Below are 19,250 nucleotides of genomic sequence, written 5' to 3' on the forward strand. Positions count from 1 at the left end.
TGCGGTCATCGCATCAGCCGCCGGGCTCAAGAAACCGCGCAAAGAAGCCATGGCGGATTTCCGTACGATCGATTTTTCCGCCCGTGGCGAAGTAAACGTCGATTCTGCTAAACGGTTTGGTGATCTCCAGGGTGTCGCCCTTCTCGCGTGGGGTTGAGATCAGCATCCACATATCAGATGCCGGGAACATCGCGGTCGGTGATGACACAGACTGCCCGGGAGCCAGGAGAAATCGGGTCGTGTCGTGATTGTCATTGAAAAAGACAAGAAGGTCGGCTTGGGCATCCTCCGCGTAGTGCAAAGCGACCACGGGCCTGCAAAAGTACAGGAAAAGCACCCAGAAAATCGGCGCTGCACATAGAAGTATTGCAGCCACTCTGACGCCACGGGGCGCCGTTAATTTTTTGGCTCTCTTCTGCATGTGTGCGGTTCTTTCGCGACATCCTTTCCATACCCCCAGGGTAGAGGCACGGCGCTGACACGGTGGAGAAGCATGTTGGCCGTCAGTTCATGAGGCTTGGCTGTCCCATATAGATCGATTCCCAGCTTGATGGAAATGTGATCCGTCACGTCGTCCGCGCTTGCCGGCCACGGGCCATTCTGCGGGTGATTCTGTTGCGGTTTCCGCTTCCAGACATCAAGTGCGGCCTGCGCCAAGCCCGCCCCCTTGATCAGCTCGGCAGCGGTAAATCCTAGTGCAATTCCCACGTAACCGAAGTGGATGTTGGACCAGATGTCAAAGTAGTAGTCGAAGTCGCCGTACTTTTGCCAGCCGATATTGAAGTGTTCGCCCAGCATTTGTCGCAGTGCAGGCTTGTGGTCCCAGGGGCGGTTCGGCCCGATGATATCCGCGAAAAGCACGTAAGCGTGCAGCTTCTTCTCGGCCAGCATTTGCGCGTAGGTATTCCGTCCTGAGAGCTTCGTGTACCACGCAGCACGCTCCCAGTCTTCGTTGTACGCCTTGAAGTCGTAGTGGTTGGCATCATGGATCTCGCGTCCCTGCCTGGAGAAGGGATTGGTCTTCATCTCCCGTACGATGAACTCGGCCAGCGGCACAGCCGTGTCGGCATGGGTGCAGCCGGGCTCGCGCAGGCTATTAGCCAACAGACCGGTATTGGACGATGTCCGCGCGATATCACCCGGTCCGGGATCCAGCACCGCTATGTCCTGACTGGCGATCAGCGTGGCGCCGCAGGCTGTCTTCATGCCTTCAATTGCCACAAGACCATCATCGACGATGAAGCTGGAAACACCTTCGACGATGGGATACGTGCCCTTGCACTGCGGACAGGCCACCAGGTGGCCCATTCCCGCAGCGGCCCTGCCCTCGATCGTGTACTGGGGGAACCCCTGCGTCACGGTCCCCCCGTGCGATGTCTTGTCGCCGATTCGAACAACGGCGCGTCCTGCCATGCTGCGGCTCCTGACATTTTTCGGGTGCGCTTGAGTCTACGTATCGCAGACCACCAATCAATCAGAAAAGTCGGAAACCACAGTCGTGAAATAGCCCAGCCTTTGACGGTGCGGGGAGATTGGCGGACAGTCGCCTCGCCACGCAAAAAGACCCCCGAAGGCCGGATCTCGTCCAACCTTCGGGGGTCAGTTCATGCAAGGTGAAGCGGGTGCGGCCTACTGCACCGCCGACACGTCCAGCTTCGCCGCCGTCTTGGACTTGATCTCGTCCACCGTCACGCCGGGCGCCGTTTCCAGCAGCTTCAGGCCGTTTTCGGTGACTTCCATCACGCCCAGGTCGGTGATGATGAGGTCAACCACGCCCACGCCGGTCAGCGGGAGGTTGCATTCGGGCAGCAGCTTGATGTCTTCCGAGCCGTCCTTCTTCTTGGCGACGTGTTCCATCAGCACGACCACGCGGCCGACGCCGGCCACCAGGTCCATTGCGCCGCCCATGCCCTTGACCATCTTGCCCGGGATCATCCAGTTGGCCAGATCGCCTTTTTCGGAGACCTGCATCGCGCCCAGGATCGCCAGGTTGATCTTGCCGCCGCGGATCATCGCGAACGAGTCGGCCGACGAGAAGATCGACGAGCCGGGCAGCGTCGTGACCGTCTGCTTGCCGGCGTTGATGAGGTCGGCGTCGACCTGATCGTCGGTGGGGAACGGGCCGATGCCCAGCAGGCCGTTTTCGGATTGCAGCCACACTTCCACGCCTGCGGGGACGTGGTTGGCGACCAGCGTGGGCAGGCCGATGCCCAGGTTCACATAAAAGCCGTCTTGCAGCTCGCGCGCGGCGCGTGCCGCCATTTCATCGCGGGACCATGCCATGTCGTCTTCTCCTTAGGCCGGGCGAGTGGTGCGTTGTTCGATGCGCTTTTCGGGCGTGGCGTTCACCACGATCCGTTGCACATAGATGCCGGGCAGATGGATCTGATCCGGGTCCAGGCTGCCGGTGTCGACGATCTGTTCGACCTCGACGACCGTGAACTTGCCCGCCATGGCGACGTTCGGATTGAAGTTGCGCGCGGTCTTGCGGAACACCAGGTTGCCGCTGCGGTCGGCGATGTGCGCCTTGACCAGCGACACGTCCGGCACCAGCGAACGCTCCATCACGTACTGATGGCCGTCGAACTCGCGGATTTCCTTGCCCTCGGCCACGATGGTGCCCACACCGGTGCGGGTGAAGAACGCCGGAATGCCGGCGCCGCCGGCGCGCAGCTTTTCGGCCAGCGTGCCCTGCGGCGTGAATTCAAGCTCGAGTTCGCCCGACAGATACTGGCGTTCGAATTCCTTGTTCTCGCCGACGTAGGACGCGATCATCTTGCGCACCTGGCGCGTGTTGAGCAGCTGGCCCAGGCCAAAACCGTCGACGCCCGCGTTGTTGCTGATGCAGGTGAGATCCTTGACGCCCGAATCGCGCAGTGCGGCGATCAGCGCCTCGGGAATACCGCACAGGCCGAAACCGCCCACGGCGATCATCTGACCGTCCTTGACGATGCCTGCCAGCGCCTCCTGGGCGCTTGCATAAACCTTGTCCATCGCTCCAACTCCTAGTTAAGGTCTAACCAAAGTGAGCCCGCCCCGCCGCTACCCGCGCACGGGTCCCGGAAAAATTGGGGAATCGGGACAAGCCCAGTCGTTCCTTGGGGCGCGGCTGTTGGCGCAGGCTACGCGGGCATCGCGGCGAGGCCCGATTTCCGTGAAGCGGTGGCGCCGAGGGTGGCGCGCCCTCATTGCTTTTCTGATTTTGCGCTAGATTTTACCGACATGACCGGTCAAAGCACGCGCTATTTTGGCCGGTGCGCGGCCCGCGGCCGCGCATGCTCATTGGGCCGGCGTGAACTGCGTGGCCATTTGGGCCAGGACTTCAGGCGGCCACGGCGCGGACGTATTGGCCACGTAATCCATCCATACCAGCACATTCCGGCCGCGCGCATAGGGGCCCGCGTCGTCACCGACCTTCTCGAGCAGCAGCTCGAATTCGGCGCTGGAGCGGCCGATGCGCGTCACCTTATGCGTCACACGGACGGTGGCCGGATACGTCAGCGGACGCAGGAAATCGCACGACGCGTGCGCCAGGATCGCGCCATCGTCGGCCGGCAGCTTGAAGCCCGCGTTATACAGAATCCGCATGCGAGCCTCTTCCATGAGGCGGAAATACAGCGTGTTGTTCAGATGGTTCAAGGCGTCTGAATCGCCCCAGCGCAAGGGCAATTCGAGCTGATGGGTGTCGCCCACCGAAAGCAGCCGCGCAGACAGGTTGTCCGGGTTCACCAATAACTCCTGAAGGCTAAAAGAAATGCGAAGGGGTACAGGACCCTCGCCTGCAATACAATCGCCGATAATACTTCCAGCCATATATGGAATACATACGGGGAGCTTTGCAATGTCTGAACGCGAGTCGATGGAATATGACGTGGTCGTGGTTGGCGGTGGTCCCGCCGGCCTGGCCACAGCAATCCGTCTGAAGCAGCTGACCGCTGAGAAGAATCAGGAGATCGGCGTCTGCGTACTGGAAAAAGGCGCGGAACTTGGCGCGCACATCCTGTCCGGCGCCGTCATGGACCCGCTGGCGCTGACCGAACTCATCCCCGACTGGAAAGAGAAAGGCGCGCCGCTGAACGTGCCCGTCACGCAGGACAAGTTCCTGTTCCTGTCCGAGACCGGCGCGCGCGCCACGCCGAACTGGCTGCTGCCCCCGTGCTTCCACAACGAAGGCAACTACATCGTCCGTCTGGGCGACGTCGTCAAGTGGATGGGCGAACAGGCCGAAGCGCTGGGCGTGGACATCTTCCCCGGCTTTGCGGCCGTTGAAGTGCTGTACGACGAAAACGGCGCCGTCCGCGGCGTGGCCACCGGCGACATGGGCGTGGCCCGCGACGGCAGCCACACCGACCACTACCAGCCCGGCATGGAACTGCATGCCCGCTACACGGTGTTCAGCGAAGGCTCGCGCGGCCAGCTCGGCCGTCAGCTCATCGAACGCTTCAAGCTGGACGATGGCCGCAACCCGCAGTCCTACGGCATCGGCATCAAGGAAATGTGGGAAGTCGATCCGGCCCAATCCAAGCCTGGCCTGGTGGTCCACACCGCCGGCTGGCCGCTGGATGCCGACACCTACGGCGGCTCGTTCCTCTATCACCTGGACAACAACCTGGTGGCCGTGGGCATGATCGTCGGCCTGGACTACGCCAATCCGTGGCTGTCGCCCTTCGACGAATTCCAGCGCTACAAGACCCACCCGGCCATCCGCGGCACATTCGAAGGCGGCAAGCGCATCGCCTACGGCGCGCGCGCCATCACCGCCGGCGGCCTGCTGGCGCTGCCCAAGCTCACGTTCCCGGGCGGCGTGCTGGTCGGCTGCGAAGCCGGTTTCCTGAACGCCTCGCGCATCAAGGGTAGCCACGCCGCCATCAAGTCGGGCAAGCTGGCTGCCGAAGCCGCCTTCGACGCCCTCGTTGCCGACCGCCGCCAGGACGAACTGACCGCCTACCCCAAGGCCTTCGAAGCCTCCTGGCTGCACGAAGAACTGAACAAGGCGCGCAACTTCAAGCAGTGGTTCAAGAAGGGCCGCACGGTCGCCACGCTGATGACCGGCATCGAACAGCTGCTGCTCAAGGGCAAGATGCCCTGGACACTGCGTCACAACAAGCCCGACCACGCCTGTCTGCAACCGGCGTCGCAATGCGCGCGCATCGACTACCCCAAGCCTGACGGCAAGCTCACGTTCGACAAGTTGAGTTCGGTGTTCATTTCCAACACCAACCACGACGAGAACGAGCCCGTCCACCTGACCCTCAAGGATCCGTCCGTGCCGGTGAAGGTGAACCTGGCCAAGTACGGCGGCCCCGAGTCGCGCTACTGCCCGGCCGGCGTGTACGAGTTCGTCAAGGACGACCACGGCGAGGACCGCTTGCAGATCAACGCGCAGAACTGTGTGCACTGCAAGACCTGCGACATCAAGGACCCCACGCAGAATATCGTCTGGGTGGCGCCGCAAGGCGGCGAAGGACCGGTCTACAGCGGCATGTGACACTAAGGGCGCACCGCGCCCGCCCAGAAGGCGCCCCGCGGGGCGCCTTTTTTTTCCGACTGCCTGGAGCGACAACATGAGCGAACGCGTACTTCTGATCGGCTGCGGTGACCTGGGCATGCGCGCGGCACAGCGCTTTCTGGCGCGCGGCGACGAGGTCCATGCGCTGCGCCGCCACCCGCCCGCCGGCGATGCCAGCGGCGTTCAATGGCTGCAGGGCGATATCACGCGCCCGGACACGCTTGCCTCGCTACCGCGAGGCGTCACGCGGCTCATCCACCTGCCCTCGCCCGGTGCGCGCGATCCGCAGGCCTACCGCGGCGTGTTTGTGGATGGCCTGGCCAACGTGATGCAAGCGATGGATAGATCCGCCTTGAAGCGCATCGTGTTCGTCTCTTCCAGCGCCGTATACGGTGAACATCACGGCGGCTGGGTGGACGAAGACACGCCGCCCGCGCCGCAAGGCTTCAATGGGAAAGTGCTGCTCGAAGCCGAAGCCACGCTCGCCGCACAGCCGGTTTCCTCGGCGGCGCTGCGGCTCGCGGGCCTGTACGGGCCAGGCCGAATGCAACTCATCGAGCGCCTGCGCAGCGGCGCGGCAGGGGCGCCTGTGCAGCCCGAGCATTGGGCCAACCGCATCCACATCGACGACGCGGCCGCCGCCGTGGTGCACCTGGCGCTGCTGCCAGAGGTTGCGCCGGTGTACATCGGTTGCGATGACACGCCCCTGCCTTTGCACGTCCTGTATGCCGAACTGGCCCGGATGATCGGCGCCCCGGCCCCGCGCGAGGCGGCGGCGCCCGCCAACGTAGGCAGCAAGAAGCTCAGCAATGCGCGCCTGCGCGCCAGCGGCCTGTCGCTGCAATGGCCCGATTCACGGCAGGGCTACGCGGCGTTGCTGGCCGACGGCGACGCGGCGCAGACATAGTTCGGTTCACACCGAATCGTTGCCTGCGGGGCTGGCGGATACTGGCGGCCGAATCCCCCACCGGTCACCGCCCACCCGCCATGCCGCCACGCGTCCCGATCCACGCGATTCCGCTATCGCGCGCTTCCTGACGCGCGTGTCCCAGTTTGATTTTCAAAAGGACAGCAACCCATGATTGCCGTGATATTCGAAGTCGAGCCCGCCCATGGCGACCCCGCCCCCTATCTGGAGATCGCCGCCGGCCTGATCGACGAGCTGCGCACCATCGACGGATTCATCTCCGTCGAACGCTTTCAAAGCCTGTCCACGCCCGGCAAGCTGCTGTCACTGTCATTCTGGCGCGACGAGGCCGCGGTGCTGCGCTGGCGTTCCCTGGAATCGCACCGCCGCGCGCAAGAGGCCGGGCGCGGCGGCGTGTTCCAGAACTACCGTCTACGCGTGGCCCAGGTGCTTCGCGACTACGGCATGCAGGAGCGCGACGAGGCGCCCTCCGACAGCCGCGCGCGCCACGGCTGAACTCACGGCGACGGCGCGATTGCGATCGCCGAGGCGGCTCAACGCAACAACCGCCCCACCGCCTCGACCACGCGCCGCACGTCGTCGGCCGACACGTTCAGATGCGTGACCAGGCGCGTCGGACCGCCATAGACGGCGCGCATCAGGATGTCTTCCTTGCCCAGCGCCGCCGTCAGCGCATCGCAGCGTGACGGCTCGAATTCCACGAACACCATGTTGGTGTCCTGGCTCAGCACCTTGACGCCGGCAATGCCCCGCAGGCCTTCGGCCAACAGGCGCGCGTTCTCGTGGTCCTGCGCCAGCCGTTCCACGTTGTGCTCCAGCGCATACAGGCACGCGGCCGCGAGGACGCCAGACTGGCGCAGGCCGCCCCCCAGCATCTTGCGCCAGCGATGCGCGCGGGCGATCAATGCTTCGCTGCCGACCAGCACCGATCCGACCGGCGCGCCCAAGCCCTTTGAAAAGCAGATGGACACCGAGTCGAATGGCTGGCAAAGCTCGGCCACGGGTTTGCCGCTGGCGACAGCCGCGTTGAACACGCGCGCCCCGTCCAGGTGCGTGGCAAGGCCCTGCTCCCGCGCCCAGGACGTCGCGGCCTGGATGTACGCGGCCGGAATCAGCTTGCCGTGGAAGGTGTTTTCCAGCGCCAGCAGGCGCGTGCGAGCGAAGTGCGGGTCGCCCTTGGGCTTGAGTGCCGCGGCAAGTTTTTCCAGCGGCAACGATCCATCCGGCGCGTGTTCGATGGGCTGGGGCTGGATGCTGCCCAGCACCGCTGCGCCGCCGCCCTCGTATTTGTAGGTATGCGCAAGCTGGCCGACAAGGTACTCGTCGCCGCGGTCGCAATGCGCCATGAGCGCGGCCAGGTTGCTTTGCGTGCCCGACGGGAAGAACAGGCCGGCAGCCTTGCCGGTGCGCTCGGCCAACGTCTTTTGCAGGCGGATCACGGTGGGATCGTCGCCCATCACGTCATCGCCCAGCGGGGCATTGGCCATCGCCTGCAGCATGGCCGCATCGGGACGGGTGACGGTATCGCTACGCAGATCAATCATGAAAGTTTCCAGGGGATTGGAGAGGACAGGAATTCGGAAAGGTCATTCGGCGCGCGCGGCCGGCGCGGCACGGCTCACCACAAAGATGCCAGTCAGGATCAGCACCATCCCGCCTACCTCGACGGGCGTGGGACGCTCGGACAGAATGGCCCATGCCAGCAGCATGGCCACCACGGGCACGCCCAGGCTGGACAGTCCCGCGATCGACGCGGGCACCCGGCGCACGACCTGCAGCCACAGCAGCCAGCCCGCCGCGGTGGCGATCAGCACAATGTAGGTCATGCCGGTCCAGAGCGGCCAGCCCCATTGGGCGGTCATCTGCGGCACCAGATAGGCGATGGGCACCATGACCAGGCCGCCGAACAGCATCTGCCACGCGGTGAACGTCATCACGTCCGGCGCATGGCGGTCGAACATGCGCTTGGACAGCACCGTGCCCACGCCCCAGCACAGGCCGCTTCCCAGGCCCAGCAACACGGGGCGGATGTCGCCCAGCCCGTTCCAGGGTTCGACGAAACAGATCAGGCCGACGGCGGCCAGCGCGATGCCGGCCGTGTGCCGGGCCGTGGGCCGTTCGCCCAGCAACCACCACGCAAACAGCACGACCCAGAACGGCATGGTGTAGGCCATGAGGGACACCTTGCCCACGCCCCCGTCCACCAGCGCGGTCTGGACGAAGCCCTGAAAGCCCGCCGTCTGGGTCAGGCCGATCAAGAGGGTCAGTTTCCAGGGCGGCATCGCCAGCGGCCGGCGCGTGGCGAACGCGAGCGCGAAAAGCACCAGGCTGCCCGTCACGTAGCGCAGGGCCACGAAGTCGAACGGTCCGATATAGGGCACGATCAGCTTCATCGCGATCCAGCTTCCCGCCCAGACCAGGATGGTGCTGAACATCAGGGCAAGCCCTGCGCGATCGAAACTGCTGCTCACGGGTGCGGCTCCATGCGAAGAAATTTGGCAATCCAGGAATGACGACGCCCGTGCCGCTACATGCCGGCACGGGCGTCGTCATTATGCGCCTGTCGCGCTGCAAACGGCCGGTGTAATCCGGCCGGTTGCATTTACAGCGGCTTGGCGAGCTGCTCCAGGATGGCGGGATTTTCCAGCGTGGACACGTCCTGCGTCACTTCCTCGCCCTTGGCGACCACGCGCAGCAGGCGGCGCATGATCTTGCCCGAACGGGTCTTGGGCAGGTTGTCGCCAAAACGGATGTCCTTGGGCTTGGCGATGGGGCCGATCTCGCGGGCCACCCAGTCGCGCAACTGCTTGGCGATGGCCTGGGCCTCTTCGCCTTCCGGACGCGAACGCTTGAGCACCACGAAGGCCACGACGGCCTCGCCGGTCGTGTCGTCGGGACGGCCCACGACGGCGGCTTCGGCCACCATCTCGTGCGCCACCAGCGCCGATTCGACTTCCATCGTGCCCAGGCGGTGACCCGAGACGTTCAGCACGTCGTCGATACGGCCCATGATCCAGAAGTAGCCGTCCGCGTCGCGCTGCGCGCCGTCACCCGCGAGGTAATAGCCGCGCAGTTCAGACGGGAAGTAGCTCTTCTTGAAGCGCTCCGGGTCGCCCCAGATGTTGCGGATCATGGCGGGCCACGGACGCTTGATGACCAGGAAGCCGCCATTGCCCTTTTCGACGTCGCCGCCGGTCTCATCGACGATGGCCGCGGCAATGCCCGGCAGCGGCAGCGTGCACGAGCCCGGCTTGGTGGGCGTGGCGCCCGGCAGCGGCGTGATCATGTGGCCACCGGTTTCGGTCTGCCACCAGGTATCCACAATGGGGCAGCGCTCGCGGCCGACGTTCTTGTGATACCACATCCACGCTTCGGGGTTGATGGGCTCGCCCACCGTGCCGATGATACGCAGCGAGTCCAGGTCGAAGTTCTTGGGATGCGCGTCGGGCGTGCCTTCCGAGGCCTTGATCAGCGAGCGGATCGCCGTGGGCGCCGTATAGAACGTGGTGACCTTGTGGCGCGCGATCATGTCCCAGAAGCGGCCGGCGTTGGGGAACGTGGGCACGCCTTCGAAGACGATCTGCGTCAGGCCAGCAGCAAGCGGGCCGTAGGTGATGTATGTGTGACCGGTAACCCAGCCCACATCGGCGGTGCACCAGTAGACGTCGTCCTTGCGCGCGTCGAAGGTCCACTTGACGGTCAGGAGCGCCCACAACAGGTAGCCGGCGGACGAATGCTGCACGCCCTTGGGCTTGCCGGTGGAACCGGAGGTGTACAGGATGAAGAGCGGGTGTTCGGCGTTGACCGGCACCGGTTCGCAGGTGTCCGGCTGGCCGGCCTCGACGTCCTGCATCCAGAGATCGCGGCCTTCGTTCCACTGCACCTTGCCGCCCGTGCGGCGGTACACGACGACCTTGGTGACGGCTTCGCAGCCGCCCATGGCGATGGCTTCTTCCACGGCGGGCTTGAGCGGAATGGTCTTGCCGCCGCGCACCTGCTCGTCGGCGGTAATGATGAGCGATGCGCCCACGTCGACGATGCGTTCCTGCAGGCTCTTGGCCGAGAAACCGCCGAACACCACCGAGTGCGTCACGCCCAGGCGCGCGCAGGCCTGCATGGCGACCACGGCTTCGATGGACATGGGCATGTAGATGATGGCGCGATCGCCCTTCTTGTAGCCCAGCGCCGCCAGCCCATTGGCGAAGCGGCAGACGCGCGCCAGCAGTTCGCGATAGGTGACCTTGTCGACCTTGCCATCGTCGGATTCAAAGATGATGGCGGTCTTGTCGGCGTTGCCGTTGGTCAGGTGGACGTCCAGGCAATTGGCCGAGACGTTCAGTTCGCCGTCGCCGAACCAGCGGTAGAACGGGGCATCGGACTCGTCCAGCACCTGCGTGAAGGGCTTGGTCCACTGCAGATTGTCGCGGGCCTGTCCGGCCCAGAATCCGTCGAAGTCGTTCTCGACCTGCGCGCACAGCGCGTTGTAGGCGTCCATGCTGGAAATCGCGGCGCCCTGCGCGGCGCGCTCGGGCGGCGGAAACACGCGGTTTTCCACCAGTACGGACTCAATAGCGTTCGACATGATCTTGTCTCCAATCGGTGATTCTGTTGTTTATGCTGCTTTTTTATTACCCACCTGCAACCGTATCGCCGCGCTCTTACGGGCACCTTACGCAAAATGCGGGCCGGAGCCCGCAGATTGACGAGGCCCAAGGCGATGCGTCTGCGCCGGATCCGGGCAGGAAGACGCCGCAAGGCGCCATCCGGGCAGCATGCACAAGCCAACGACGCGCCGCACTGCGGCGCGCCAACAATGCCAAGCAATCAGCATGTGCCGCCGCATCGGGACGCGGCGGCACAAGGCAGTCCATAAGGATAGCAGCCGCTTCCCGCTTGGCGTATACCGCATTCAGGCGGCCTGCCGGGCGAGGCCGCGCTTCATGTCCACCCGCGACAACAGGACCAGTCCGCCGACGAAGAACAGCCCCGTGACGAGGATGGCCAGCCGATGATTGCCTTCCGTGGCCCACGTCACCAGCCCGTACGTCAACGGGCCGATCACGGCGGCAAGCTGCACGGAAAAGGTCCACAGCGAATAGAACTCGGCCAGCCGGCCCGCCGGCGCCAGCGCGCCGGTCATGGCGCGGCCCGCGCTCTGCGTCGTGCCCATGCACAGGCCGGCCAGCACCGCCGCCACCCAGAACACCGGCGCGGTCACGGCCGCGTAAGCCGTCAGCACCATCACGATCCATCCGACCAGCGTGATGGCCAGCGCCGGCTTGTGGCCGATGCGGTCCTGCACGTAGCCGAACGAAAACGCCCCGGCCGCCGCGCCGATGTTCACGGTGAACACCAGCAGCATGATCTGCGGCGTGGTGAAACCCATGACTTCCGAGGCATACACCGCGGCTAGCGTGATGACGACCGAGATGCCGGCCTGGTAGCAGGCAATGCACATCAACAGGCGGCGAAATTCCGGGAAGTGCAGGCCCGTTTCACGCCAGGCATAGGCCAGGCGCTTGAGCATGTGCAGCGCGGGCGGTTTGCCCTGCTGCGGTTTGGCGCGCTCGCGCAGCATGAAGAACGACGGCAGCGCGGCCAGCGCGAATACCGAGGCCGTCACCACGATGACCCAGGGCACGAACTGCTCGGCGGTCTCGCCTCGCCCCTCGGCCAGCGTCACCACGACAAGCGACAACCCCAGCGTCAGCATGCCGCCGAAATAGCCAAAGCTCCATCCCCAACCCGAGACGCGGCCCAACGCCTGCGGCTTGGCCAGTTCAGGCAGGAACGCCGCTACCACGGATTCGCCAACGCAATAGCAGTAGTTGGACACGACGATGGCGGCAAGCGCCAGCCAGACGTCGCCCGGCCCCGCTTGCGTCAGGACCAGTGTGCCCGCCACGCAGCCGGCCGTGCTGGTGTAGAGCAGCCGCCGCTTGCTGGCCCGTGCATCGGCGCGGGCGCCCAGCGTAGGCATGGTCAGCATGATGACGAGGTACGACAGCGATAGCGCGGACGTCCACGCGAGCGTGGCCCATGTGGCGCGCCCGGCGACGACGCCGACGAAATAGGTGCTGAAAACCGCCGTGAGGATCACGGTGGTGTATCCGGAGTTCGCGAAGTCGTACATGGCCCAGGCCCAGACTTCGCGCCGTTTCACGCCGGGGTTCAGCGGACCGCTGTCCGCCCCCCGGGTGTCCTGCGCGGAAACGCCAGCCGGCGTTTCCGGCGGCAGCGCCTGGCTCATAGGCCCAGCGCGGCGATGCCTGCTTGCGCGATCTGCACGTCTTCGGTCGACTTGACGCCCGATACGCCCACCGCGCCGACGACCTGGCCGTCAACGACGACCGGCACGCCGCCCTCGAGCATGCCTTCGATCAGCGGCGCCGACAGGAACGAGTAGCGGCCGTTGTTGATCAGTTCTTCGTAGATGCGCGATTCGCGGCGGCCCAGCGCGGCGGTCTTGGCCTTGGCGGGCGCGATGTGCGACGAGATCGGCGCCGCATCGTCCAGGCGCAGCATGCCCAGCAGATGGCCGCCATCGTCGGTCACGGCGATGGTGACGGCCCACTTGTTCTGCAAGGCGTGTGCTTCGGCCGCGGCCAGGATCTTTTTGACGTCGTCGGCGCTCAGCACGGGTTTGGTTTTCATTGCAGTGACTCCTTGATCTGTTCGAGGGCGTTAGGGTCTTCCATGGTGGTCAGGTCGCCGGGATCGCGCGACTCGCATACCGCGACGATCGCGCGGCGCAGCACCTTGCCGGAACGGGTCTTGGGCAGGGCGCCCACGAACCGGATCCTGGCCGGCCTTGCCACCGCCCCAAGCTGTTCTTCCACCAGCCGCATGATATCCGCTTCCAGCGCCTTTGCCGCTTCCGGCGTGTCGGCGCCGGCCGGATTCTTCAGCACGGCAAACGCCATGGCGACCTGCCCCTTGAGCGGGTCGGACACACCCACCACCGCGCATTCCGCGATGCCGGTGTGGCTGTTGACCGACTCCTCGATCTCGCGCGTGCCCAACCGGTGGCCCGCCACGTTGATCACGTCGTCCGTGCGGCCCAGGATGAACCAGTAGCCATCGGCGTCCACCCGCCCCCAGTCGAAGGTCGAATACACCTGCCGGCCAGGAATCGACGTGAAGTAGGTTTCGACGAAGCGCGCGTCGTCGCCCCAGATGGTGGACATGGCGCCGGGCGGCAGCGGCGGCACGATGGCGACCACGCCCTTCTCGTCCGGACCCAGGTCTTCGCCAGTGGATTCACTGACGATGCGCGCGTCAAAGCCGTAGACCGGGAACGACGGGCTGCCGAACCGGGTGGCGACCTTTTCCACGCCCGGCTGCGCCGACAGGATCGGCCAGCCGGATTCCGTCTGCCAGTAGTTGTCGATGATGGGCTTGCCCAAGCCTTCCGAGATCCATTGCGCCGTCGGCTCGTCGAGCGGTTCGCCGGCCAGATAGACGGCGCGCAGCGTGGACAGATCGTGCCGCCGCAAGAGATCGGGATCCTGGCGCTTGAGCACGCGCACCGCCGTCGGCGCCGAAAACAGCGTATTCACGCCGAATTGCTCGACCAGCTTCCAGAGAATCGCGCCGTCCGGGCGCACGGGTGTTCCCTCGTACAGGATGGTCGATTGCCCGCCGATGAGCGGTCCGTAGACGATGTAGGAATGCCCGACCACCCAGCCGATATCGCTGGTGCAGAAATAGGTGTCGCCGGGCTTGCCATCGAACAGGTATTCCATGGACGACGCCAGCGCCACGGCGTATCCGCCCGTGTCGCGCTGCACGCCCTTGGGGCGGCCGGTGGTGCCGGAGGTGTAGAGGATGTAGCTGGGCTCGGACGATTCCAGCCACTCGACGGGCACCCGCGCGCCGCGGTGGCGTTCGCGCAGCGTCGCGTAATCCAGATCGCGACCCGCCACCGGTTCGAACGGGGCCAGGCCGCGGTCGAACACCACCACCGAGGCCGGCGGCGACTTGGCCAGGCTCAGGGCGCGATCCAGGAGCGGCTTGTACGGCACGACCTTGCCGGCCCGCGAGCCGCCGTCCGTGCACACCACTACCTTGGGCGACGCATCGTCGATGCGCTGCGCCAGGTTCACGGATGCAAACCCGCCGAACACCACCGAATGCACTGCCCCGATGCGCGCGCAGGCAAGCATGGTGAACACGGCTTCCGGCACCATCGGCATGTAAAGCAGCACCCGGTCGCCGCGTTCCACGCCCAACTCCCGCAGCATGGCGGCTGCCGCGTTCACTTCCTCGAAGACGTCCTGCCGCGTGTAGACCTGCTCACGGTCCACCTCGGTGGACACCCAGATCAGCGCCGGCTTGTCCGCCTGTGTCGGCAGCCAGCGGTCCACGGCGTTGTAGCAAAGATTGGTGCGCCCGCCCACGAACCACTTGGCGAAGGGCGGACGCGAGAAGTCCAGCACATTGTCAAAAGGCGTTTCCCAGTGGATGCGCGTGGCCTCTTCACGCCAGAAGGCGTCGCGGTCATTCACCGAGCGATAGTGGAAATCCCGGGTTCTTTGCATGTCTGTCTCCTGGTATTGTTCATAGGCCTTAAGGCTGATTGATTTTTTGTCTAATCATTTCGGTCATTCTGGTAGGCAAACCTTGCACGAGACTTGCCGCACGTCAAAAAATTCTTCCAGATGTCCACGCTGCATGGATATTTAGGGCCGATACGTAACGAACCGGCACTAAAAGTTTGGTAGAATCCCCGCGAAGTTGCACATAATTGTTGAATTTGCTGACATCTCGGCCCCAACCGCGGCTAATGCGCGGTTTTTGCTGTGTTCAGTGAATCATCCCCAGGCGAATGCATCGACACTCCATACCCGCGCGATTCAATTCAACCACTGGCCTTGCAAAGCGCGGTCTGCGCATGCTCGCGTTGGTTGCATGCTTTGCGGGTCTGGCGGGTTGTGCAAGCACTAGTCAAAAGTCAACCGCCCATACGTCCGAGATCGATCCTTACGAAATGGAGTGGGTTGCCACCGCCGATGATCCCATCGGCATGCTGGTGGTCCAGAAATTCAAGCGTGAACGCCAGCGCACCCATTCGGGTGTCGGCACCGACAACGGCATGGTCAGCGAAGCCCTGAATCACCTGGGCATCCGCTACCGCTTCGGCGGCAGTTCCCCCGACACCGGCTTTGACTGCAGCGGCCTCGTCGCTTACTCGGCCGAACGTGGCCTGGGGCTCAAGCTTCCCCGCAATGCCGCCGAAATCGCCCAGCAAGGCGTGGCCGTCGCCAAGAACGAACTGCAGGCCGGCGACCTCGTCTTCTTCAACACCATGGGCCGCCGTTATTCCCACGTTGGCATCTACCTGGGCGACGACCGCTTCGTGCATTCCCCCAGCGCCGGCGGCGTGGTGCGTGTCGAAAACATGACCATGGCCTACTGGTCCAAGCGCTACAACGGCGCCCGCCGCCTCGACAACACCCTGATGGCATCGGCCCGCGCGGCAAACTGACCGCCCTGCCCTGCCCAGACTCAAGGCAACATAGTCGCACGCAGGCCTACCCGCCGCCATCGTCCAAAATGCAAAACGCCGCCAGACTTTCGTCCGGCGGCATTTTTGTTTGTTCTCTTCGCGGCGTTCAGACCGCAGGCCTTATCGGCCTCCCCAGTTTGTCGTGGATGCGCGGCAAGACGCGTCCCATCAATGAACGGTACCGGCGCGCGGGCACAGGCCGCATTGCTGCAGCGCCTGCTGCATGCTGCACACGGAACGGCGACAAGCGACGACCCGGATGCCACCGCGCTGCGCGGCGTTGCGGAACGTCTTCATGACGTTGTGGCCAAGAAAATCGGTAAGCAGGATGACCAGTTGCGTGCCCGAGGGCAGTTGCAGGGTCTTCTTCTGATGTGAAGGATCGCGCCCGCTGATGTGGTGCGTGATCGAGATGTTGTGTCCTTTGAGCAGATCGGGAATATTGCCGAGGCGGTCGGCGCCCACTACCACTGCACTAAGTCCTGCCGTCATGATTTACCTCACTGGGTCGTTGAGCCTGGATGTAATGATAATGATTCCTATTTTTTCGTCAACTCAAATGAGATCGGTTCTTATTTAATTATTTTTATGAGCTTAGGGAAAGGGATAGCCGTCTCACGCTTTCCCCAAGGTCATCGGGCAAAAAAAACGCGACGTCGTAAGGACGTCGCGCGTTGTCGAGGCAGGCGCCGGGAGCCGGCAGAGAGGCTATTTCGGCGCGCCCTGCACCGCATCGGTCACCACCGCCCGGGTCAGCGAAGGCGCCAGCATTTCCAGGAAGGTGTAGACGTAATCGCGCAGGAACACGCCCGCCTTCACGCCCACGCGGGTCGTATGCGTGCCGAACAGGTGCCCCACCGGCAGGCCGACCAGATTGGAATCACGTCGCGGGTCATAGGCGACGCCCGCGATGATGCCGATGCCCAGGCCCACGTCCACATACGTCTTGATCACGTCGGCGTCGATGGCTTCGAGCACGATGTCCGGATGAATGCCCTGGTTGGCAAAGATCTCATCGATCGTGCTGCGGCCGGTGAAGGCGCGATCGTAGGTCACGATGGGGTATTCAGCCAGTTGCGCCAGCGACAGGCGCTTGGCGGCGCTGGAGGTCAGTTCGGCCAGCGGATGATCGGGCCGCACCACTACGGTGTGTTCCCACGCATAGACCGGCAAGGTGGCCAGGCCCGGCGTCAACGCCAGCGATTCGGTGGCCAGCGCCAGATCGGCCTGTTCATGCAGGACCATTTCGGCAAGCTGGGCGGGGCTGCCCTCGGCCAGCGATAGGTGAACCTTGGGGAACTGCTTGCGGAACGCGGGAATCACACGCGGCAGCAGATAGCGCGCCTGCGTGTGCGTGCAGGCAATGACCAGGCCGCCTTCATCGCGGCGCGCGAATTCGTCGCTGACTTTCTTCAGGTTGTCGACTTCGCGCATGATGCGGTCGATCACCTGCGACACGGCAAGACCCGGCTTGGTCAGCCCCTTGATGCGCTTGCCGTGGCGTTCGAAGATCTTGATGCCCAGCTCGTCTTCGAACTCGATGATGGCTTTGGAAACGCCGGGCTGCGACGTGTAGAGCATCCGGGCGGCTTCGGTCAGGTTGAAGTCGCGCCGGATGGTTTCACGCACGAAACGAAATTGCTGGAGGTTCATTAATTGGCCCCTGATAGACGGGCCAATTATAAGTAATAAGAACGCCCTGCTATATGAATTATTCGTATAAGCTTAGGAGCAAGGCGTCCCCTCTTTTAGCGCATCGAGATCGTGGTGTTGACGGTCTTGGCGTGCGCGGACCAGCGTGCGGTGACGGTCTTGGTCTGCGTCCAGAACTGCACCGCCTGCTTGCCGTTGGGTCCCAGGTCGCCCAGCTTGGAACCGCGCGAACCCGTGAAGCTGAACCACGCCACCGGCACCGGAATCGGCACGTTGATGCCGACCTGGCCCACGTCGATGTTGTTCTGGAAGTAGCGCGCGGCGCCCCCGTCCTGCGTGAACAGGGCGACGCCGTTGCCGTTGGGGTTGCGGTTGATGAATTCCACCGCGTCTTCCAGCGTCTCGACGCCAACGCAGCAAAGGACCGGTCCGAAGATCTCCTCGGTGTAGATCGTCATGCTCTCGGCAACGCCGTCGAACACGGTGGGGCCGACGAAGTTGCCTTCCTCGAAACCCGCCACCTTCAGGTTGCGGCCGTCGAGCAGCAGCTTGGCGCCTTCGTCCACGCCCTTCTGGATCAGGCTTTCCACGCGCTTTTTCGCATTGGGCGACACCAGCGGACCCAGGTCGGCCTGGCGGTCCGTGCCGGCGTTGACCTTGAGCTTCTTGGCGCGTTCGACGAAATCGGGCAGCCAGTTGCGGGCCTCGCCCACCAGCACGGCCACGGACGACGCCATGCAGCGTTGGCCGGCCGCACCGAAGGCGGCCCCGAGCAGTTGGTTCAATGCGACTTCCGGATCAGCGTCCGGCAGAACCACGCAGTGGTTCTTGGCGCCCATCATAGACTGGCAGCGCTTGCCGGCAGCCGATGCGCGGTTGTAGATCTCGGTGCCCACGCGCGTCGAGCCGATGAACGACACCGCCTTGATGTCCGGATGCTCGCACAGGCCGTTGGCCGTTTCCGGGCCGCCGTGCACCACGTTGAGCACACCGGGCGGCAGGCCGGCTTCCAGCGCCAGTTCCGCCAGGAACAGCGACGAGGTCGGATCCTGCTCGGATGGCTTGAGCACGAACGTATTGCCGCAGGCCACGGCGATGGGGAACATGAAGCACGGCAGCATCACCGGGAAATTGAACGCAGTGATGCCCGCGCACACGCCCAGCGGCTGGATCAACGTGTAGACGTCGATCCCGGACGCCGCGTTTTCCGCGTATTCGCCCAATTGCAGGTTGGCGATCGAGCAGGCGTGCTCGACCACTTCCAGACCGCGGCCGACTTCACCCTCGGCGTCCGGCAGCGTCTTGCCGTGTTCGCGGGTAATCATCTCGGCCAGCTTGCCGGTATTGGCGCGCAGCAGCTCCTGGAACTTGAGCATGACGCGCATGCGTGCGCCCTGCCCGGCGTTGCGCCAGGTCTTGAAAGCCTCCTTGGCATTGGAGACGGCCAGGTCCAGTTCTTCGCGCGTGGCGAAGGGCACCTTGGCGACGACCTCCTGGGTGGCGGGGTTGATCACGTCTCGCCATTCGGTGGTTTTGGACTGCACAAGCTTGCCGCCGATCAGTAGCGGAACGCGCGGGACTTCACTCATTTTGATGCTCCTCACACTGCGTAGTCGATGCGGATGGTCGTCCGCGTTCTTGGATCGAACCGG

18 protein-coding genes are annotated in these 19,250 nt (G+C 64.3%); 4 read left to right on the top strand and 14 right to left on the bottom strand.

The annotated features are described in order from the left end of the window. Window positions 1–13: 13 nt before the first annotated feature. From B2W22_RS19040 to B2W22_RS19060, 5 genes are all read right to left on the bottom strand, one after another. The gene (locus B2W22_RS19040) at window positions 14–421 is read right to left on the bottom strand and encodes a hypothetical protein (protein WP_286939180.1); all 408 of its coding nucleotides are present in this window, start codon (window positions 419–421) and stop codon (window positions 14–16) included. After that, complete coding sequence (locus B2W22_RS19045; protein WP_286939182.1) at window positions 397–1,413, bottom strand: PAAR domain-containing protein; 1,017 nt, start codon at window positions 1,411–1,413, stop codon at window positions 397–399. The genes B2W22_RS19040 and B2W22_RS19045 overlap by 25 nt, the downstream gene beginning before the upstream one ends. Window positions 1,414–1,629: 216 nt before the next feature. Beyond that, window positions 1,630–2,283 carry a CoA transferase subunit B gene (locus B2W22_RS19050; RefSeq protein ID WP_056567942.1) on the bottom strand — a complete coding sequence of 218 codons (654 nt, stop codon included), beginning with the start codon at window positions 2,281–2,283 and terminating at the stop codon, window positions 1,630–1,632. 12 nt (window positions 2,284–2,295) lie between these two features. After that, window positions 2,296–2,994: a CoA transferase subunit A gene (locus tag B2W22_RS19055; protein WP_175122922.1), complete on the bottom strand. Its 699-nt coding sequence runs from the start codon at window positions 2,992–2,994 to the stop codon at window positions 2,296–2,298. Between the two features lie 285 nt (window positions 2,995–3,279). Then, window positions 3,280–3,732 carry an acyl-CoA thioesterase gene (locus B2W22_RS19060; protein ID WP_414631983.1) on the bottom strand — a complete coding sequence of 151 codons (453 nt, stop codon included), beginning with the start codon at window positions 3,730–3,732 and terminating at the stop codon, window positions 3,280–3,282. 109 nt (window positions 3,733–3,841) lie between these two features. On the opposite strand from B2W22_RS19060, the gene B2W22_RS19065 reads away from it, so the two are divergent. The 3 genes from B2W22_RS19065 to B2W22_RS19075 all read left to right on the top strand — a co-directional run bounded on the left by B2W22_RS19065 (window position 3,842) and on the right by B2W22_RS19075 (window position 6,932). Then, window positions 3,842–5,488: an electron transfer flavoprotein-ubiquinone oxidoreductase gene (locus B2W22_RS19065; RefSeq protein WP_286939186.1), complete on the top strand. Its 1,647-nt coding sequence runs from the start codon at window positions 3,842–3,844 to the stop codon at window positions 5,486–5,488. A 76-nt stretch (window positions 5,489–5,564) separates the two neighbouring features. After that, entirely contained in the window at window positions 5,565–6,416 is an 852-nt protein-coding gene (locus tag B2W22_RS19070; protein WP_175122925.1) for an NAD-dependent epimerase/dehydratase family protein, read from the top strand. Between the two features lie 171 nt (window positions 6,417–6,587). Further along, complete coding sequence (locus B2W22_RS19075) at window positions 6,588–6,932, top strand: antibiotic biosynthesis monooxygenase family protein (protein WP_175122926.1); 345 nt, start codon at window positions 6,588–6,590, stop codon at window positions 6,930–6,932. 38 nt (window positions 6,933–6,970) lie between these two features. Here the strand turns inward: B2W22_RS19075 and ltaE are convergent, their stop codons facing one another. From ltaE to B2W22_RS19105, 6 genes are all read right to left on the bottom strand, one after another. Then, window positions 6,971–7,981, bottom strand: coding sequence for a low-specificity L-threonine aldolase (ltaE, locus tag B2W22_RS19080; protein WP_175137353.1), 1,011 nt, complete (start codon window positions 7,979–7,981; stop codon window positions 6,971–6,973). A gap of 42 nt (window positions 7,982–8,023) precedes the next feature. Then, window positions 8,024–8,872 (bottom strand): DMT family transporter, encoded by an 849-nt coding sequence (locus B2W22_RS19085; protein ID WP_286939215.1) that lies wholly within the window; start codon window positions 8,870–8,872, stop codon window positions 8,024–8,026. 167 nt (window positions 8,873–9,039) lie between these two features. Further along, window positions 9,040–11,019 carry an acetate--CoA ligase gene (gene acs, locus B2W22_RS19090; RefSeq protein WP_286939190.1) on the bottom strand — a complete coding sequence of 660 codons (1,980 nt, stop codon included), beginning with the start codon at window positions 11,017–11,019 and terminating at the stop codon, window positions 9,040–9,042. Window positions 11,020–11,346: 327 nt separating this feature from the next. Beyond that, the gene (locus B2W22_RS19095; RefSeq protein ID WP_286939192.1) at window positions 11,347–12,687 is read right to left on the bottom strand and encodes an MFS transporter; all 1,341 of its coding nucleotides are present in this window, start codon (window positions 12,685–12,687) and stop codon (window positions 11,347–11,349) included. Further along, on the bottom strand, window positions 12,684–13,091 hold the full coding sequence (locus tag B2W22_RS19100) for a heme-binding protein (protein WP_056567970.1): 408 nt from the start codon (window positions 13,089–13,091) through the stop codon (window positions 12,684–12,686). The genes B2W22_RS19095 and B2W22_RS19100 overlap by 4 nt, the downstream gene beginning before the upstream one ends. Beyond that, the gene (locus B2W22_RS19105) at window positions 13,088–15,016 is read right to left on the bottom strand and encodes a propionate--CoA ligase (RefSeq protein WP_286939217.1); all 1,929 of its coding nucleotides are present in this window, start codon (window positions 15,014–15,016) and stop codon (window positions 13,088–13,090) included. Before B2W22_RS19105 ends, B2W22_RS19100 begins: the two co-directional genes overlap by 4 nt. A 248-nt stretch (window positions 15,017–15,264) precedes the next feature. Here B2W22_RS19105 and B2W22_RS19110 point away from each other — a divergent pair, with 248 nt between their 5' ends. Next, window positions 15,265–15,924, top strand: a complete 660-nt coding sequence (locus B2W22_RS19110; RefSeq protein ID WP_175184253.1) for a C40 family peptidase — start codon at window positions 15,265–15,267, stop codon at window positions 15,922–15,924. A 189-nt stretch (window positions 15,925–16,113) separates the two neighbouring features. Here the strand turns inward: B2W22_RS19110 and B2W22_RS19115 are convergent, their stop codons facing one another. From B2W22_RS19115 to B2W22_RS19125, 3 genes are all read right to left on the bottom strand, one after another. Continuing rightward, window positions 16,114–16,437: a DUF2325 domain-containing protein gene (locus B2W22_RS19115; protein ID WP_035212827.1), complete on the bottom strand. Its 324-nt coding sequence runs from the start codon at window positions 16,435–16,437 to the stop codon at window positions 16,114–16,116. 216 nt (window positions 16,438–16,653) lie between these two features. Beyond that, complete coding sequence (locus B2W22_RS19120; RefSeq protein ID WP_008161940.1) at window positions 16,654–17,598, bottom strand: CysB family HTH-type transcriptional regulator; 945 nt, start codon at window positions 17,596–17,598, stop codon at window positions 16,654–16,656. Between the two features lie 95 nt (window positions 17,599–17,693). Continuing rightward, entirely contained in the window at window positions 17,694–19,187 is a 1,494-nt protein-coding gene (locus tag B2W22_RS19125) for a CoA-acylating methylmalonate-semialdehyde dehydrogenase (RefSeq protein WP_286939194.1), read from the bottom strand. Window positions 19,188–19,250 lie beyond the last annotated feature (63 nt).

Origin of the sequence: Achromobacter sp. UBA4530, from assembly GCF_002388205.1 — a bacterium.
GTDB classification, from domain to species: Bacteria; Pseudomonadota; Gammaproteobacteria; order Burkholderiales; family Burkholderiaceae_B; genus Achromobacter; species Achromobacter animicus.

What these genes read in the sequence shown, in the direction of transcription:
- B2W22_RS19125 (WP_286939194.1), bottom strand. Translation starts at nt 19,187, where the DNA reads ATGAGTGAAGTCCCGCGCGTTCCGCTACTGATCGGCGGCAAGCTTGTG.
- ltaE (WP_175137353.1), bottom strand. Translation starts at nt 7,981, where the DNA reads ATGATTGATCTGCGTAGCGATACCGTCACCCGTCCCGATGCGGCCATG.
- B2W22_RS19045 (WP_286939182.1), bottom strand. Translation starts at nt 1,413, where the DNA reads ATGGCAGGACGCGCCGTTGTTCGAATCGGCGACAAGACATCGCACGGG.
- B2W22_RS19110 (WP_175184253.1), top strand. Translation starts at nt 15,265, where the DNA reads ATGCATCGACACTCCATACCCGCGCGATTCAATTCAACCACTGGCCTT.
- B2W22_RS19120 (WP_008161940.1), bottom strand. Translation starts at nt 17,598, where the DNA reads ATGAACCTCCAGCAATTTCGTTTCGTGCGTGAAACCATCCGGCGCGAC.
- B2W22_RS19075 (WP_175122926.1), top strand. Translation starts at nt 6,588, where the DNA reads ATGATTGCCGTGATATTCGAAGTCGAGCCCGCCCATGGCGACCCCGCC.
- acs (WP_286939190.1), bottom strand. Translation starts at nt 11,019, where the DNA reads ATGTCGAACGCTATTGAGTCCGTACTGGTGGAAAACCGCGTGTTTCCG.
- B2W22_RS19065 (WP_286939186.1), top strand. Translation starts at nt 3,842, where the DNA reads ATGTCTGAACGCGAGTCGATGGAATATGACGTGGTCGTGGTTGGCGGT.
- B2W22_RS19115 (WP_035212827.1), bottom strand. Translation starts at nt 16,437, where the DNA reads ATGACGGCAGGACTTAGTGCAGTGGTAGTGGGCGCCGACCGCCTCGGC.
- B2W22_RS19055 (WP_175122922.1), bottom strand. Translation starts at nt 2,994, where the DNA reads ATGGACAAGGTTTATGCAAGCGCCCAGGAGGCGCTGGCAGGCATCGTC.
- B2W22_RS19100 (WP_056567970.1), bottom strand. Translation starts at nt 13,091, where the DNA reads ATGAAAACCAAACCCGTGCTGAGCGCCGACGACGTCAAAAAGATCCTG.
- B2W22_RS19085 (WP_286939215.1), bottom strand. Translation starts at nt 8,872, where the DNA reads ATGTTCAGCACCATCCTGGTCTGGGCGGGAAGCTGGATCGCGATGAAG.
- B2W22_RS19050 (WP_056567942.1), bottom strand. Translation starts at nt 2,283, where the DNA reads ATGGCATGGTCCCGCGATGAAATGGCGGCACGCGCCGCGCGCGAGCTG.
- B2W22_RS19070 (WP_175122925.1), top strand. Translation starts at nt 5,565, where the DNA reads ATGAGCGAACGCGTACTTCTGATCGGCTGCGGTGACCTGGGCATGCGC.
- B2W22_RS19095 (WP_286939192.1), bottom strand. Translation starts at nt 12,687, where the DNA reads ATGAGCCAGGCGCTGCCGCCGGAAACGCCGGCTGGCGTTTCCGCGCAG.
- B2W22_RS19040 (WP_286939180.1), bottom strand. Translation starts at nt 421, where the DNA reads ATGCAGAAGAGAGCCAAAAAATTAACGGCGCCCCGTGGCGTCAGAGTG.